A 13,248-nucleotide genomic window follows, 5' to 3' on the forward strand; every position below is an offset into this window, starting at 1 on the left:
TCAATGAAAATGCCGAAACGTCTGATTGCCAGCCTCGGTGTGCTGATGCTCAGTGCGACCCCGTTGCTGCACGCCAGCGCCGACCAACGCGACGATCACGACCACGGCGGCCCGCAGCAGGGCCATTACGATAACCACGGCGATGATCACCGTGGCGGGCAGGACAATCGCCGTGGCGGGCCACCGCCCCGAGACTTCGGCCCGGTGCGCCAGACTATTCACGACAACCACGACTATTTCGTCCGTGGTGCGCCGCCACCTCCGGGTGTCCATCTGGTGCGTGGCCAGCCTTTGCCTCATGGCTATTACGGCGAACGCCTGGATAACCGGGCGTTGGGGCGTCTGCCGTATTACCCGGGTTACGAATGGCGCCGCGCGGGCGCGGATGTTGTGTTAATTGCGGTGGGAACAGGGATTGTTTATGAGGTATTGCAGGGGGGTCTGTAGCGCGTAAAAAAGATCGCAACCTTCGGCAGCTCCTACAGGGAACGTACTTTCATGTAGGCGCTGCCGAAGGCTGCGATCTTTGCTTTTATAACCTCAAGGCAACTCCAACCCACCCGCTGCCTTGTGTAACTTGCGCAGATGTTCGCCAATCTGTTTCACGTTGGCCTCGTTGGCCGCCATTTCAGCCGCACGGCTCGGTTCGAGCAGCGCTCTCACTTCCTTGTCCAGATCCCCGGTCAATGCCTGAAGCTGTTTCTGCCGCAGGCTGCTTTCCGATTCCAGACGTTGCCATTCAGCCGGTTGCGGCAAGCCATACCCGCCGCTGCCGAGCAATTCCGCCGGGCGACTGAGAAAGCCGCTGTTATCGAGAATTTGCCTGAGTGTCGCGTTGGCTTTGTCCATCCCGCCGTTTTTCAACTCGCGGGCCCCCAGATAACGCTGCTTCACCTCATCCTGAGCCAAGAGCATCTGCTGGCGAAAGCTCGCCTGTTCCAGCAGGAGCAATGCCGCGCTGGCGCGCAAATCTGCCTGATCGAACCATGGGCGGCGTTCGGCTGCGGTCAGGGACAACCAGTCTTCGACCTTTTCCTGCTTGATCGGCAGGCGCTTTCTCAATACTTCGAACATCGCTTGATAGCGGTCACGGAAAGAGTCAAAGCGATAGCCCAGGCGCAGTGCTTCACGAGGATCATTCAGCACGCTGGTATCCGCCAGCCCCCGCCCCTTCAGTACTTCCAGCAAACCATTGGGCATGATGTTGTCGAGCGCAACCAGCTTGGAATTGTTGGTTCCGCTACGCAGCAACTTCAGCTCTTCCACCGCGCAGTTGTTCGACAGGAAGAAGTAGTTGCCGTCGTAACTCCAGTGCATCTCGGCGGCACGTTCCACGACGTTTTCGATCTCGTCGCGTGACAGGTTCAGCGGCACCGAGGCGAGGCTGCGCAGCTCGGTCTTGGTGTATTCGTCGATCACCTGCGCCAGTGGCAACACGAACAGGCGTGACGGGTATTTTCCCACCAAGCCATCCCAACTCGACAACTGTACGTCGCCAACGAAGGCGCGGTAGGACAGCACCAAATGCTGATCGAGATCCAGCCGACAATCCGGTCCGCGTGGTCGGCCCGGCGCGCAGATCACCAGCCGCAACATGCTGTGACCCCAGCGGCTGACCCAATTCTGGTTGGCCTCGGCCAGTAGATAGTCGACGGCGTAAACCCGTTCCGGATCGACCTGGCCTAGTGGCGTTTTGGCAAAGTCATTGCCGGCATTGAGGAACGCGAAGGTTTTGCCGCAAGAGTCCTTGGCGGCGGGCGCCCAGCCAAAGTGTTCCTTGTAATAACGGTACAGCGCCGGGCGGCGGCAGGCGTAACTTGGGTCGAGGAGGAAATACTCCATGTTGACCGCGACGAATTCCTTCGGGCTGCTCGTCTCGTAAATGTCCGGGCTGCGGGCGATCTGGCGGTTGTGCTGTTCGCGCTCGCCACGACGGCCCACGTATTGCTGCCAGCCGGCAAGGTCGAGCAGACGCGGATCGTCGCTGAGGGTAAAGCGTCGGTCAGACTGGCTGCGGCATTCGTCAGGAATACCGATCAGTCCAGAGCTGGCATTGCGCTGTGTGCAACGTTGAATCAGCCTGCGCTCGGCATCCGGCCACAGGCGCGAACGATCATAAATGTGGGTCAGTTCGTGCAGCACCGTCGCCAGCATTTCCCGGCGCACAGTGCCGTGGGGGCGATAGGTTTTCCGGGTCGCAGCGCTGCCGTCCGTGAGGCTGGCCAGCAGGTTGCGATTCAGATCGAGTTCGGACACCAGCGACGCCTGGCCGTAGGCGTTGCTCGGCATGTTGTCGGTCCAACCGACGTCGATGCGCCGGTCGAGTTGCTCGACGAAGCGCGGCGGTAACGCCTGCATGGCTTCATCGAGCAGCGCCTGGCTGGCCTGTTGTTGAGCGGGGCTCAGGCCTTCGGTTTTGAGATGTAGTTCAAGGCCGGCGTGGGCGCTATTGCCAAGCAGCAACAACGCCCCGGCCAATAGCCAGGCAGATGGAGACCTCACAGTGCGAGGATGGCTTCGGCGAGATCCTGATCACTGGCATCGCGAGCTTCCGGCACTCGGGTGCGCAGCAGATTAAAAGCCGATTCCAGATGCGCGCCACGAATGTCGCCATCGCTGGCCACAAAACTGGCCGCATCGTCCTGAGCTTCGCGGACGATTTTCGAATCGCGGATCGACGTGGTGGTATCGGAAGTGAAATCCAGTGTGCGCTGGGTGGCGCGAATGAGGATGTTACTGGTGGCGACCAGGGTATGGGCCTGGGCCACATCGGCCAACAAAAGCAGGCCAAGGGTGGCGGCAATCAGCGGGTTACGCATGGAACGACTCCGGAGAAACTTGGGATAACTATTGGACGAGAATTGCCTGTGCCAGTTCAAGGTCGCTGGCATGAAGTTTTGGCTGGGTCCGGCGTAGATAATTCAGTGCCGATTCCAGTCGTGCGCCTCTCAGTTGGCCGTCAGTGGCGATGAACGCTGCAGCGTCATCCCGGGCGGCGAGGAGCAGTTTATGGTCGAAGGGTGCAGAGGTCACCATGCTTGTGGCGTAACCGCTGGCGACGGTGCCTTGCGTGGACAGGTTAAAGGCGTCGAAAGCCTGGACGAAACCGGAGTAGCTGGCCGCAAGAACAATCGAAGTGGTGAGCAGGCGTGTAAGAAAACCCATGGGACTCGACAGTTGAATGTGAGTCCCAAGGCTAGCGTAAGGCCCGGTCTAGAGCCAGCGCCGAAATATGGGGACACCTTTGACGTGTCCCGCTTCGGAGCCGTCGCTTAGATGGTCAGGATGGCCTGGGCCAGTTGTGCGTCGGTTGCATTCAGCTGGGGCGCCTGATGGCGAATGTGGTCCAGTGCGCTTTCTAGTTTCACGCCGCGGATGGAGCCTTCGCTGGCGACGAAGCTGGCAGCGTCATCACGAGCCGCGAGCACAATTTTGTCATCATGAAATGAGGAGGTGACATCCGAAGTGGCGTCGGAACTGGATTTGAGTGCTCCAACGACCGCATCGGTGGTCACGATGAAACTGGTGGCGTGGGAATTGGCAGCCACGGCAAGCAGGGCTGCGGCGCTGAGCAGACGAAGACGGGACATGGTGTAACTCCTTTGAGTGAATCGATTGAAAAGTGGCGTAGTGTCTGGAGAGTCAGGCGCCAGACACTTTGGGCGCGCCACGTTCTGAATTGATAGTAGGCCTGTGCGCGACACTTCGACAGCCCTGACAGTGAAAAACGATTTCGCTGGTTTCAGTCAGGAGAAATCTGGCGGCAAAACTGTTCAGGTAAAATATTAACTTAATAAAACTGTACTGCTTGTGTTTATTCTGGCCTTTATAACGACAAAACCCGTCGTGGTTTCCCACGACGGGTTTTGTTTGTTCAATTCGGGTTGCTGGCGGTGGACCCTTCAGGTCAGGGCCAGCGACGCTAACTTAGCGCCAGAACGGCTTGCTCAGCTCTTCGTAGCGTTGTGCTTCGCTAATCCCGGCGTCAGCCAGCAGACGCGAATCCAGGCGAGCCAGTTGATGGCGGCTGGAGATGCGGCGCTGCCACAGCATCAGGTTGGCGATAACGCGCAGAGGCATGGAAGCCTGGGTTTTTGCAGCGGTGTCTTCGAAGAACAGATCGGAACTGAGTGTACGTTCCATGGTTTTCATCCTTCCGCTTGTGGCGGGATTAGGTAGTGGTTTAACTGGTGCCCATGATCCTCTTGTTTGCCTAGTCTCTGTAGATACAGTTCATCTGTATTGTGAGGGCTCAGTTAACTGTTTATAGGGGGTGTACTGGTCTAAATTGAGGCAACTGTACCTATCTGCTCCATTAAGGTGCAATTTTGCCGATTTGAGATGAAGGTGTAGGAGATTTCGGTAGGAAATGACCGGTACAGCAGTACAGTTTTTGGTGAGATTTCGCTTGGCAGCAGCAAGCTGACGAAACTGTGTTTACGTCAGCTGCTATCTGTACCAATTACTTCTTCAGCATTCGCCCGGTTTCTTCCAGGTTGATGTGCCAACTGAGGGCATCACGCAGGATGTGTGGTGTGTGACCGCCGATGGCACACGCGGCTGTGAAGTAGTCATTCAGCGCTTGGCGGTAATCCGGGTGTACACACTTATCGATAATGACCCGGGCACGCTCCCGGGGTGCGAGACCACGCAAGTCTGCCAGGCCCACTTCGGTCACGAGAATGTCGACGTCATGTTCGGTGTGGTCAACATGGCTGACCATCGGCACCACGCTGGAGATCGCGCCACCCTTGGCGATCGACTTGGTCACGAAAACGGAGAGGTGCGCGTTGCGCGCGAAGTCGCCCGAGCCGCCGATGCCATTCATCATCCGCGTTCCGCAGACGTGAGTTGAATTGACATTGCCGTAGATGTCGAACTCCAGCGCCGTGTTGATGCCGATGATACCGAGGCGACGCACGACTTCAGGGTGGTTGGAAATCTCCTGCGGGCGCAGGACCAGTTTGTCCTTGTAGCGCTCAAGATTGCCGAACACGTCGGCATTGCGCCGGCTCGACAAGGTGATCGAACTGCCCGAGGCAAAGCTCAGTTTGCCTGCGTCGATCAGGTCGAAGGTCGAGTCCTGCAACACCTCGGAGTACATCGTCAGATCTTCGAACGGCGAGTCGATCAGGCCACACATCACCGAGTTGGCGATGGTGCCGATGCCGGCTTGCAATGGGCCTAGCTTGTTGGTCATGCGCCCGGCCGCCACTTCCTGTTTGAAGAAGTCGATCAGGTGGTCGGCAATGGCTTGGGTCTCGGCGTCCGGTGCCAGCACGGTGGAGGGCGAGTCAGCCTGGTTGGTGACTACGATGGCGACGATTTTTTCCGGTGGAATCGGGATGGCGGTGCTGCCAATGCGATCGTCGACCTTGACCAGCGGAATCGGCGTGCGGGTCGGGCGGTAAGTCGGGATATAGATGTCGTGCAGGCCTTCGAGATTCGGGTTGTGCGCCATGTTGATCTCGACGATCACGTGCTTGGCGAAAATCGCGAAACTGGCCGAGTTGCCCACGGACGTGGTCGGCACGATATGCCCTTGCTCGGTAATTGCTACGGCTTCAATCACGGCAATGTCTGGCAGTTTCAGTTGCTGGTTGCGCAACTGCTCTACCGTTTCCGACAAGTGTTGGTCGATGAACATGACTTCGCCGGCATTGATCGCCTTGCGCAGGGTGCTGTCCACCTGGAACGGCATGCGTCGCGACAGCACGCCCGCTTCGGTCAGCTGCTTGTCGAGGTCGTTGCCCAGGCTTGCGCCGGTCATCAGGCTGATCTTCAGCGGCGTGACCTTGGCACGTTCGGCCAGCGCCTGAGGGACGGCCTTGGCTTCGCCGGCGCGGGTGAAGCCGCTCATGCCGACGGTCATGCCGTCCTCAATCAGAGCGGCAGCGTCGGCAGCGCTCATCACTTTGTCCAACAACGAAGGCAGGCGAATACGGTCACGGTACATGAATTGTTATCTCGGGTAACAGGTAGCAGGACGTGCAGTCTAGTGAATTGCGCCGACTTCTGTCCCGCTACCAAGGTCGCAATAGAGGCGTCTATTCCGGGCCTTTAAAGCAAAACACCGTTACCGGATCGGTAACAAAAGAATAGTTTCTCCGACGATTTGCGCAAACAAAAACGCCCCGACAAGTCGGGGCGTTTGCGTTGCAGGCGAGGGTTAGTCGACCGCTTTGACCATGTCTTCGATGACCTTTTTAGCGTCGCCGAACACCATCATGGTTTTGTCCAGGTAGAACAGTTCGTTGTCCAGGCCGGCATAACCGCTGGCCATGGAGCGCTTGTTGACGATGATGGTCTTGGCCTTGAACGCTTCGAGGATCGGCATGCCGGCAATCGGCGATTTCGGATCGTTCTTGGCGGCCGGGTTGACCACGTCGTTGGCGCCCAACACCAGCACCACGTCGGCCTGACCGAACTCGGAGTTGATGTCATCCATCTCGAACACCTGGTCGTAAGGCACTTCGGCCTCGGCCAGCAGGACGTTCATGTGCCCAGGCATGCGACCGGCAACCGGGTGGATCGCATACTTCACGGTCACGCCGCGATGGGTCAGCTTCTCGGTCAGTTCCTTCAGCGCATGCTGTGCCCGTGCTACCGCCAGGCCGTAGCCCGGAACGATGATCACGGTGTCGGCGTTGGTCAGCAGGAAGGTCGCGTCGTCAGCCGAACCGGATTTCACCGGACGAGCTTCTTTGGCACCCGCCGGACCTGCTTCGGCTGTATTGCCGAAACCGCCGAGCAGTACATTAAAGAAGGAACGGTTCATCGCCTTGCACATGATATACGAGAGGATCGCACCGGACGAACCTACCAGCGAACCGGCAATGATCAGCATCGAGTTGTTCAGCGAGAAGCCGATACCCGCTGCCGCCCAGCCGGAGTAGCTGTTGAGCATCGACACCACAACCGGCATGTCCGCGCCGCCAATCGGGATGATGATCAGCACGCCAAGTACGAAAGCCAAGGCCAGCATCACGCCGAACGCGGTGTAGTCGCCGGTGAGCATGAAGGTCACGCCCAAGGCCAGTGTGGCCAGGCCCAGCAGCAGGTTCAGCTTGTGCTGACCGCCAAACTGTACCGGTGCACCCTGGAACAGGCGGAACTTGTACTTGCCAGCCAGTTTGCCGAAGGCAATGACCGAACCGGAGAACGTAATTGCACCGATGGCTGCACCGAGGAACAGTTCCAGGCGGTTACCGGCCGGGATTGCGTCGCCGAGTTGCGCAACGATGCCCAGGGACTGCGGCTCGACCACAGCGGCCACGGCGATGAACACCGCTGCCAGGCCGATCATGCTGTGCATGAAGGCCACCAGCTCGGGCATCTTGGTCATTTCAACGCGTTTGGCCATGATCGAACCGGCGGTGCCGCCGATCAGCAGGCCGACGATCACGTAGACGATCCCATCATGGGCCAGCTCGGAGCCGAGCTTGTAGATCAGGCCGACGGTGGTGAGGATTGCCAGGCCCATGCCGAGCATGCCGAACAGGTTGCCGCGACGCGACGTGGTTGGGTGCGAGAGTCCCTTGAGCGCCTGGATGAAGCAGACCGAAGCGATCAAATACAGGGAAGTAACCAGATTCATGCTCATGCTTGCTGCACCTCAGCCTTGACTGCTTCGGCCTTGGCTGCCGGAGCTTTTGCTGAAGCCGCTTTCTTCTTGAACATTTCCAGCATGCGACGGGTGACCAGGAAACCACCAAACACGTTGACCGCGGCCAGTGCCACGGCCAGGGTGCCCATGGTCTTGCCCAGCGGGGTTACGGTGAGGGCGGCAGCGAGCATGGCGCCGACGATGACGATGGCCGAGATGGCGTTGGTCACGGCCATCAGCGGTGTGTGCAGTGCAGGTGTCACGTTCCAGACCACGTGGTAGCCGACATAGATAGCCAGCACGAAGATGATCAGGTTGTAGATACCGTGAGAGATCAGCATGTCTTCCATTGTTTTTATCCTCAGCCGTTCTTGCGCACGATCTGGCCATCGCGGCACATCAGGCACGCGGCGACGATATCGTCTTCAAGGTTGATCACCAGTTGTCCTTCTTTATCGAACAACAGTTTCATGAAGTCCAGCAGGTTGCGGGCATACAGTGCCGAGGCATCGGCGCCAACCGCGGCGGCCAGGTTGGTCGGGCCAACGATGGTCACGCCGTTTTCGACGACGACTTGGTCGGCCACGGTCAGCGGGCAGTTGCCGCCTTGGGCAGCCGCCAGGTCGATGACCACTGAGCCAGGTTTCATCTGCGCCACGGTTTCCGCGCTGAGCAGCGTCGGCGCCTTGCGGCCTGGAATCAGTGCCGTGGTGATGACGATGTCGGCCTGCTTGGCGCGTTCGTGCACGGCCACGGCCTGACGCTGCATCCAGCTCGCTGGCATAGGGCGCGCATAACCACCGACACCGACGGCGCATTCACGCTCTTCATCGGTCTCGTAAGGCACGTCGACGAACTTGGCGCCGAGGGACTCGATCTGCTCCTTTACCGCAGGGCGCACATCAGACGCTTCGATCACGGCACCCAGGCGCTTGGCCGTAGCAATCGCCTGCAAACCGGCCACGCCAGCGCCGAGAATCAGTACGCGCGCCGCTTTCACGGTGCCCGCAGCGGTCATCAGCATCGGCATGAAGCGCGGATAGTAATGAGCGGCCAACAGCACGGCTTTATAGCCGGCAATGTTGGCTTGCGACGACAGCACGTCCAGGCTCTGGGCGCGGGAGGTGCGTGGCGCGGCCTCCAAGGCAAAGGCAGTAATGCCGCACTCGGCCATCTTGGCGATGGTTTCGTTGTTGAACGGATTGAGCATACCCACCACAACGGTGCCGCTCTTAATCAGCGCAAGCTCGCTGTCGCTGGGGGCGACGACCTTCAAAATCAGCTCTGCACCAAACGCCTCACTGGCGCTGCCGATGGCTGCACCTGCGGCTTCATAGGCACTGTCGACAACGCTGGCATTGACGCCGGCGCCGCTTTGTACAGTGACCTTATGACCCTGGCCGATTAGCTTCTTGATGGTTTCGGGGGTTGCAGCAACCCGTGTTTCACCGGTCTGGGTTTCGAGAGGAACACCAATGTGCACGTCAAATCTCCTGCGTGATCTTATTGAGTAAACCCATGCACTACGGATGGTGCGGCTGGGGCGGCCGATCAGCACGACCCCGCCAAATTCAGGCGGGGCGCGGCATTTTGCAGGCGAACTTTGTGCCCTTCAAGGGATTATGACGGGTGACGGAAAATTAACTACAAGTCACCCCGTGACCGAATGTCGCAACCAGCTGGGTCAATCCCTTCTAGGCCGTGCCTTTCAACGATTCTGGCTGAAATTCAAGTTTTTACACATCGGCCATATGAATGATGCGGCATTGCTCTGAAATAGAGGCTCAAAGCCACGTCTTCAGGCGCTTGTGGGACGTTTGTACTCCTTCGGGGTACAGTCTGTGAAAATGCGACAAATACTTATATCTGTAGGGTTTCTAATTTATTGACTACGAGGTCAGCTAATGGCTTGTAGCCTTTATCCTTCTAGGCTGTAGCTGTGTGCCTGATTTACCAGCCAGTCTCGAAAAGCCCTTAAAGACGCAGATTCGACCTTTCGCTCAGGAATCATCAGGTAATAGGCCTTGATGCTGGAGAGTGCCTGAGGATTGGCGATGACCAGGCGTTTCTCGGCCAATTCACGCTGGATCAGGAATGGCGGAATCAAGGCGATACCCATGTCATGCATCGCCGCCTGGGCCAGCATTGAGAATAGCTCGTAGCGTGGCCCTGTCATGTCGCGTGGGACATTCAGATGTTGTGAGTCGAACCACTGTCGCCAGGCGTAGGGGCGGGTGGTCTGTTGCAAAAGCGGCAAATCAGCGATCTCACCGGGTGTCAGAATGGTCTTCATTCCGAGTAGGTTAGGGCTGCATACGGGCAGCGGATGTTCGCCCATCAGTCGGTGGGATTCTGTACCCGACCAGTCCGCGTCGCCGAAGTAGATCGCGGCATCGAAGTCCGTATCGGCAAAAAGAAACGGGCGCGTGCGGTTAGTCAGGTTGACCGTCACTTCCGGGTGTTTTTGCTGGAAGTCCTTGAGTCGAGGCAGGAGCCACTGGGTGCCGAAGGTCGGAACCACGGCCAGTTCAATCACATTGGCGCCCTGTTGGCCCATTACGGACAAGGTGTCCCGTTCGACTGCGTCAAGTTGCGTCGCTACACGTCGACTGTAGGAAAGACCCGCTTCCGTCAACTTGACCCCGCGTCGCGAGCGTCGGAAAAGTTCCACGCTCAGGAACTCTTCAAGGCTGGCGATCTGTCGGCAAATTGCTCCTTGAGTCAGCGACAGCTCCTGCGCTGCCTTGGTAAAGCTCTCGTGGCGTGCCGCCGCCTCGAAGCTGATGAGGGCGGTTGTGTTGGGTATCTTTCTGCGCATGTACGTCAACCTCACTAATACATCGCATTAAAAGCGTTTTGCGACGTTTCGGAGTGAGAAATTAGCACAACAGTATGCGAAATCCTCGTTTGCCGAGCCGCCCAACCCGGCCTAGGATCAGTCCACGTTATTTGACTCGTTTCGAGAGGACACACTCATGGCCGGTAAAGCTAGCTTCAACTGGATCGATCCCCTGCTGCTGGATCAACAGCTCACTGAAGAAGAGCGCATGATCCGCGACACCGCTGCGCAATTCGCTCAACAGAAGCTTGCGCCGCGCGTTCTCGAAGCTTTCCGCCATGAAAAGACCGACCCGGCGATCTTCCGCGAGATGGGCGAAGTGGGTCTGTTGGGTGCGACCATTCCGGAGCAGTACGGTGGCAGCGGCCTGAACTATGTCAGCTACGGCCTGATTGCCCGTGAAGTGGAGCGTGTTGATTCGGGCTATCGCTCGATGATGAGTGTGCAGTCCTCGCTGGTAATGGTGCCGATCAATGAATTCGGTACCGAAGCGCAGAAGCAGAAATACCTGCCGAAGCTGGCCTCGGGCGAGTGGATCGGCTGCTTCGGTCTGACCGAGCCAAACCACGGTTCTGACCCGGGTGCGATGATTACTCGTGCACGCAAAGTCGAAGGCGGCTACAGCCTGACCGGCAACAAGATGTGGATCACCAACAGCCCGATCGCTGATGTGTTCGTGGTCTGGGCCAAGGACGATGCCGGCGACATTCGTGGCTTCGTCCTGGAGAAGGGCTGGAAAGGCTTGAGTACACCGGCGATTCACGGCAAGGTCGGCCTGCGTGCTTCGATCACCGGCGAGATCGTCATGGACAGCGTATTTGTGCCGGAAGAGAACATCTTCCCGGATGTCCGTGGCCTGAAAGGTCCTTTCACCTGCCTCAATTCCGCACGCTACGGCATTTCCTGGGGGGCGCTGGGTGCTGCCGAGTTCTGCTGGCACACCGCTCGCCAGTACACCCTGGATCGTCAACAGTTCGGTCGCCCATTGGCCGCCACCCAACTGATCCAGAAGAAACTGGCTGACATGCAGACCGAAATCACCATGGCGCTGCAAGGCTGCCTACGTCTGGGTCGTATGAAAGATGAAGGTACAGCGGCGGTAGAAATTACTTCGATGATGAAGCGCAATTCATGCGGCAAGTCTCTGGACATCGCGCGCATGGCCCGCGACATGCTGGGTGGCAACGGTATCTCCGATGAATTCGGTGTTGCTCGTCACTTGGTCAACCTGGAAGTGGTGAATACCTATGAAGGTACGCATGACGTCCACGCGCTGATCCTCGGTCGCGCGCAGACCGGCATCCAGGCGTTCTATTAATAGGAGAGCGGCCATGGGCGCGCTATCGCATCTACGGGTACTGGATTTATCGCGGGTGCTTGCCGGGCCTTGGGCCGGGCAGATCCTCGCCGACCTTGGCGCTGAAGTGATCAAGGTCGAGCGCCCGGGCAATGGCGATGACACGCGCGCCTGGGGCCCGCCGTTCCTTAAAGACGCCTATGGCGAGAACACCAGCGAAGCCGCCTATTACTTGTCGGCCAATCGCAACAAGCAATCGGTGACCATCGACTTCACGCGCCCGGAGGGGCAGAAGCTGGTGCGTGAGCTGGCGGCCAAGTCGGACATCCTGATCGAAAACTTCAAGGTCGGTGGTCTGGCCGCTTATGGGCTGGACTACGAATCGCTGAAGGCGATCAATCCCGATCTGATTTATTGCTCGATCACCGGGTTTGGCCAGACCGGTCCGTATGCCAAGCGCGCGGGTTATGACTTCATGATCCAGGGCTTGGGCGGTCTCATGAGTCTGACGGGGCGACCTGAAGGCGAAGAGGGTGCGGGACCAGTGAAGGTTGGCGTGGCGCTGACGGACATTTTGACCGGACTCTATTCGACGGTGGCGATTCTGGCGGCACTTGCGCATAGGGATCATGACGGTGGTGGTCAGCATATCGATATGGCGTTGCTGGATGTTCAGGTGGCGTGCCTGGCCAACCAGGCCATGAACTACCTGACTACAGGCAATGCGCCCAAGCGCTTGGGGAATGCTCATCCGAACATCGTGCCGTATCAGGATTTTCCTACGGCTGATGGCGACTTCATCCTTACTGTGGGTAATGACGGACAGTTCCGTAAGTTTGCGGAAGTGGCTGGGCAGCCGCAGTGGGCAGATGATCCGCGCTTCGTGACCAACAAGCTGCGGGTGGCTAACCGGGCGGTACTCATTCCGCTGATTCGTCAGGCAACAGTGTTCAAGACCACCGCTGAGTGGGTGGCACTGCTGGAGCAGGCGGGAGTGCCTTGCGGGCCTATCAATGATCTTGCCCAGATGTTTAACGATCCTCAGGTCAAGGCGCGAGGATTGGCGATTGAGCTGCCGCATGCGCTGGCCGGTATGGTGCCGCAGGTGGCGAGCCCGATTCGACTGTCCGAGACTCCGGTGGAGTATCGTTATGCGCCTCCGCTCCTGGGTGAGCATACGTTGGAGGTTCTCCAGCGGGTGTTGGGTCTGAATGCTGGTGTGGTGGCGGCCTTTAAAGAGTCTGGAGTGCTCTAAGGGATCCTTCTATATAGATAGATGGTTTTGTTCCTCCTTTTAAGGGGGGAGCGGGCTGTTTTCCAGCGTTTCGTAAGTAATTGATAGAAAACCAAAATCAGTGCTTGACGGCAGATTCTGGAGGCCTATAATTCGCCCCACTTCCGGCGCAGTCGAAACGGAAAACTCCTTGGTAAACAACGAGTTACGCAGTTTTCGGCAGCAAGTTGCTTCAGGTCATCGAAGCCAGCAGGAAGTTGAAAAAGAGGTGT

13 protein-coding genes are annotated in these 13,248 nt (G+C 58.2%); 3 read left to right on the forward strand and 10 right to left on the reverse strand.

Features of this window, described 5'->3' with window-relative positions; all coding sequences use genetic code 11:
• Nucleotides 1-3 precede the first annotated feature (3 nt).
• Nucleotides 4-447 (forward strand): anti-virulence regulator CigR family protein, encoded by a 444-nt coding sequence (locus NL64_RS18395; protein WP_034149492.1) that lies wholly within the window; start codon nucleotides 4-6, stop codon nucleotides 445-447.
• A 93-nt stretch (nucleotides 448-540) separates the two neighbouring features.
• Here NL64_RS18395 and NL64_RS18400 read toward each other — a convergent pair whose 3' ends face one another.
• The 10 genes from NL64_RS18400 to NL64_RS18445 all read right to left on the reverse strand — a co-directional run bounded on the left by NL64_RS18400 (nucleotide 541) and on the right by NL64_RS18445 (nucleotide 10,424).
• Nucleotides 541-2,502, reverse strand: a complete 1,962-nt coding sequence (locus NL64_RS18400) for a DUF7844 domain-containing protein (RefSeq protein WP_034149493.1) — start codon at nucleotides 2,500-2,502, stop codon at nucleotides 541-543.
• Entirely contained in the window at nucleotides 2,499-2,819 is a 321-nt protein-coding gene (locus NL64_RS18405; protein ID WP_034149494.1) for a DUF2388 domain-containing protein, read from the reverse strand. Before NL64_RS18405 ends, NL64_RS18400 begins: the two co-directional genes overlap by 4 nt.
• Nucleotides 2,820-2,847: 28 nt before the next feature.
• Nucleotides 2,848-3,165 (reverse strand): DUF2388 domain-containing protein, encoded by a 318-nt coding sequence (locus NL64_RS18410; protein ID WP_034149495.1) that lies wholly within the window; start codon nucleotides 3,163-3,165, stop codon nucleotides 2,848-2,850.
• Nucleotides 3,166-3,272: 107 nt separating this feature from the next.
• Nucleotides 3,273-3,590: a DUF2388 domain-containing protein gene (locus tag NL64_RS18415; protein ID WP_034149496.1), complete on the reverse strand. Its 318-nt coding sequence runs from the start codon at nucleotides 3,588-3,590 to the stop codon at nucleotides 3,273-3,275.
• Nucleotides 3,591-3,927: 337 nt separating this feature from the next.
• The gene (locus tag NL64_RS18420; protein WP_007947887.1) at nucleotides 3,928-4,143 is read right to left on the reverse strand and encodes a DUF1127 domain-containing protein; all 216 of its coding nucleotides are present in this window, start codon (nucleotides 4,141-4,143) and stop codon (nucleotides 3,928-3,930) included.
• A 319-nt stretch (nucleotides 4,144-4,462) separates the two neighbouring features.
• A complete protein-coding gene (locus tag NL64_RS18425) occupies nucleotides 4,463-5,956 on the reverse strand; it encodes an acetyl-CoA hydrolase/transferase family protein (RefSeq protein ID WP_034149497.1) in 1,494 nt (497 codons plus the stop codon).
• Nucleotides 5,957-6,169: 213 nt separating this feature from the next.
• The gene (locus NL64_RS18430) at nucleotides 6,170-7,603 is read right to left on the reverse strand and encodes an NAD(P)(+) transhydrogenase (Re/Si-specific) subunit beta (protein ID WP_034149498.1); all 1,434 of its coding nucleotides are present in this window, start codon (nucleotides 7,601-7,603) and stop codon (nucleotides 6,170-6,172) included.
• Entirely contained in the window at nucleotides 7,600-7,956 is a 357-nt protein-coding gene (locus NL64_RS18435) for an NAD(P) transhydrogenase subunit alpha (RefSeq protein WP_034149499.1), read from the reverse strand. Before NL64_RS18435 ends, NL64_RS18430 begins: the two co-directional genes overlap by 4 nt.
• Before the next feature lie 11 nt (nucleotides 7,957-7,967).
• Nucleotides 7,968-9,089, reverse strand: coding sequence for a Re/Si-specific NAD(P)(+) transhydrogenase subunit alpha (locus NL64_RS18440; RefSeq protein WP_034149500.1), 1,122 nt, complete (start codon nucleotides 9,087-9,089; stop codon nucleotides 7,968-7,970).
• A 435-nt stretch (nucleotides 9,090-9,524) separates the two neighbouring features.
• Complete coding sequence (locus NL64_RS18445; protein WP_034149501.1) at nucleotides 9,525-10,424, reverse strand: LysR family transcriptional regulator; 900 nt, start codon at nucleotides 10,422-10,424, stop codon at nucleotides 9,525-9,527.
• A 157-nt stretch (nucleotides 10,425-10,581) separates the two neighbouring features.
• Between NL64_RS18445 and NL64_RS18450 the strand changes: the two genes are divergently transcribed.
• Both NL64_RS18450 and NL64_RS18455 read left to right on the forward strand, forming a co-directional pair.
• Nucleotides 10,582-11,763 (forward strand): acyl-CoA dehydrogenase, encoded by a 1,182-nt coding sequence (locus NL64_RS18450; protein ID WP_034149502.1) that lies wholly within the window; start codon nucleotides 10,582-10,584, stop codon nucleotides 11,761-11,763.
• Between the two features lie 13 nt (nucleotides 11,764-11,776).
• Complete coding sequence (locus tag NL64_RS18455) at nucleotides 11,777-12,997, forward strand: CaiB/BaiF CoA transferase family protein (RefSeq protein WP_034149503.1); 1,221 nt, start codon at nucleotides 11,777-11,779, stop codon at nucleotides 12,995-12,997.
• The last annotated feature ends 251 nt before the right edge of the window (nucleotides 12,998-13,248 follow it).

It is taken from the genome of Pseudomonas fluorescens (genome assembly GCF_000802965.1).
GTDB lineage: Bacteria > Pseudomonadota > Gammaproteobacteria > Pseudomonadales > Pseudomonadaceae > Aquipseudomonas > Aquipseudomonas fluorescens_A.

Coding starts and splice junctions, on each gene's coding strand:
- NL64_RS18405 (WP_034149494.1), bottom strand. CDS start 2,819: ATGCGTAACCCGCTGATTGCCGCCACCCTTGGCCTGCTTTTGTTGGCC.
- NL64_RS18415 (WP_034149496.1), bottom strand. CDS start 3,590: ATGTCCCGTCTTCGTCTGCTCAGCGCCGCAGCCCTGCTTGCCGTGGCT.
- NL64_RS18395 (WP_034149492.1), top strand. CDS start 4: ATGAAAATGCCGAAACGTCTGATTGCCAGCCTCGGTGTGCTGATGCTC.
- NL64_RS18435 (WP_034149499.1), bottom strand. CDS start 7,956: ATGGAAGACATGCTGATCTCTCACGGTATCTACAACCTGATCATCTTC.
- NL64_RS18420 (WP_007947887.1), bottom strand. CDS start 4,143: ATGGAACGTACACTCAGTTCCGATCTGTTCTTCGAAGACACCGCTGCA.
- NL64_RS18430 (WP_034149498.1), bottom strand. CDS start 7,603: ATGAGCATGAATCTGGTTACTTCCCTGTATTTGATCGCTTCGGTCTGC.
- NL64_RS18445 (WP_034149501.1), bottom strand. CDS start 10,424: ATGCGCAGAAAGATACCCAACACAACCGCCCTCATCAGCTTCGAGGCG.
- NL64_RS18450 (WP_034149502.1), top strand. CDS start 10,582: ATGGCCGGTAAAGCTAGCTTCAACTGGATCGATCCCCTGCTGCTGGAT.
- NL64_RS18455 (WP_034149503.1), top strand. CDS start 11,777: ATGGGCGCGCTATCGCATCTACGGGTACTGGATTTATCGCGGGTGCTT.
- NL64_RS18425 (WP_034149497.1), bottom strand. CDS start 5,956: ATGTACCGTGACCGTATTCGCCTGCCTTCGTTGTTGGACAAAGTGATG.
- NL64_RS18410 (WP_034149495.1), bottom strand. CDS start 3,165: ATGGGTTTTCTTACACGCCTGCTCACCACTTCGATTGTTCTTGCGGCC.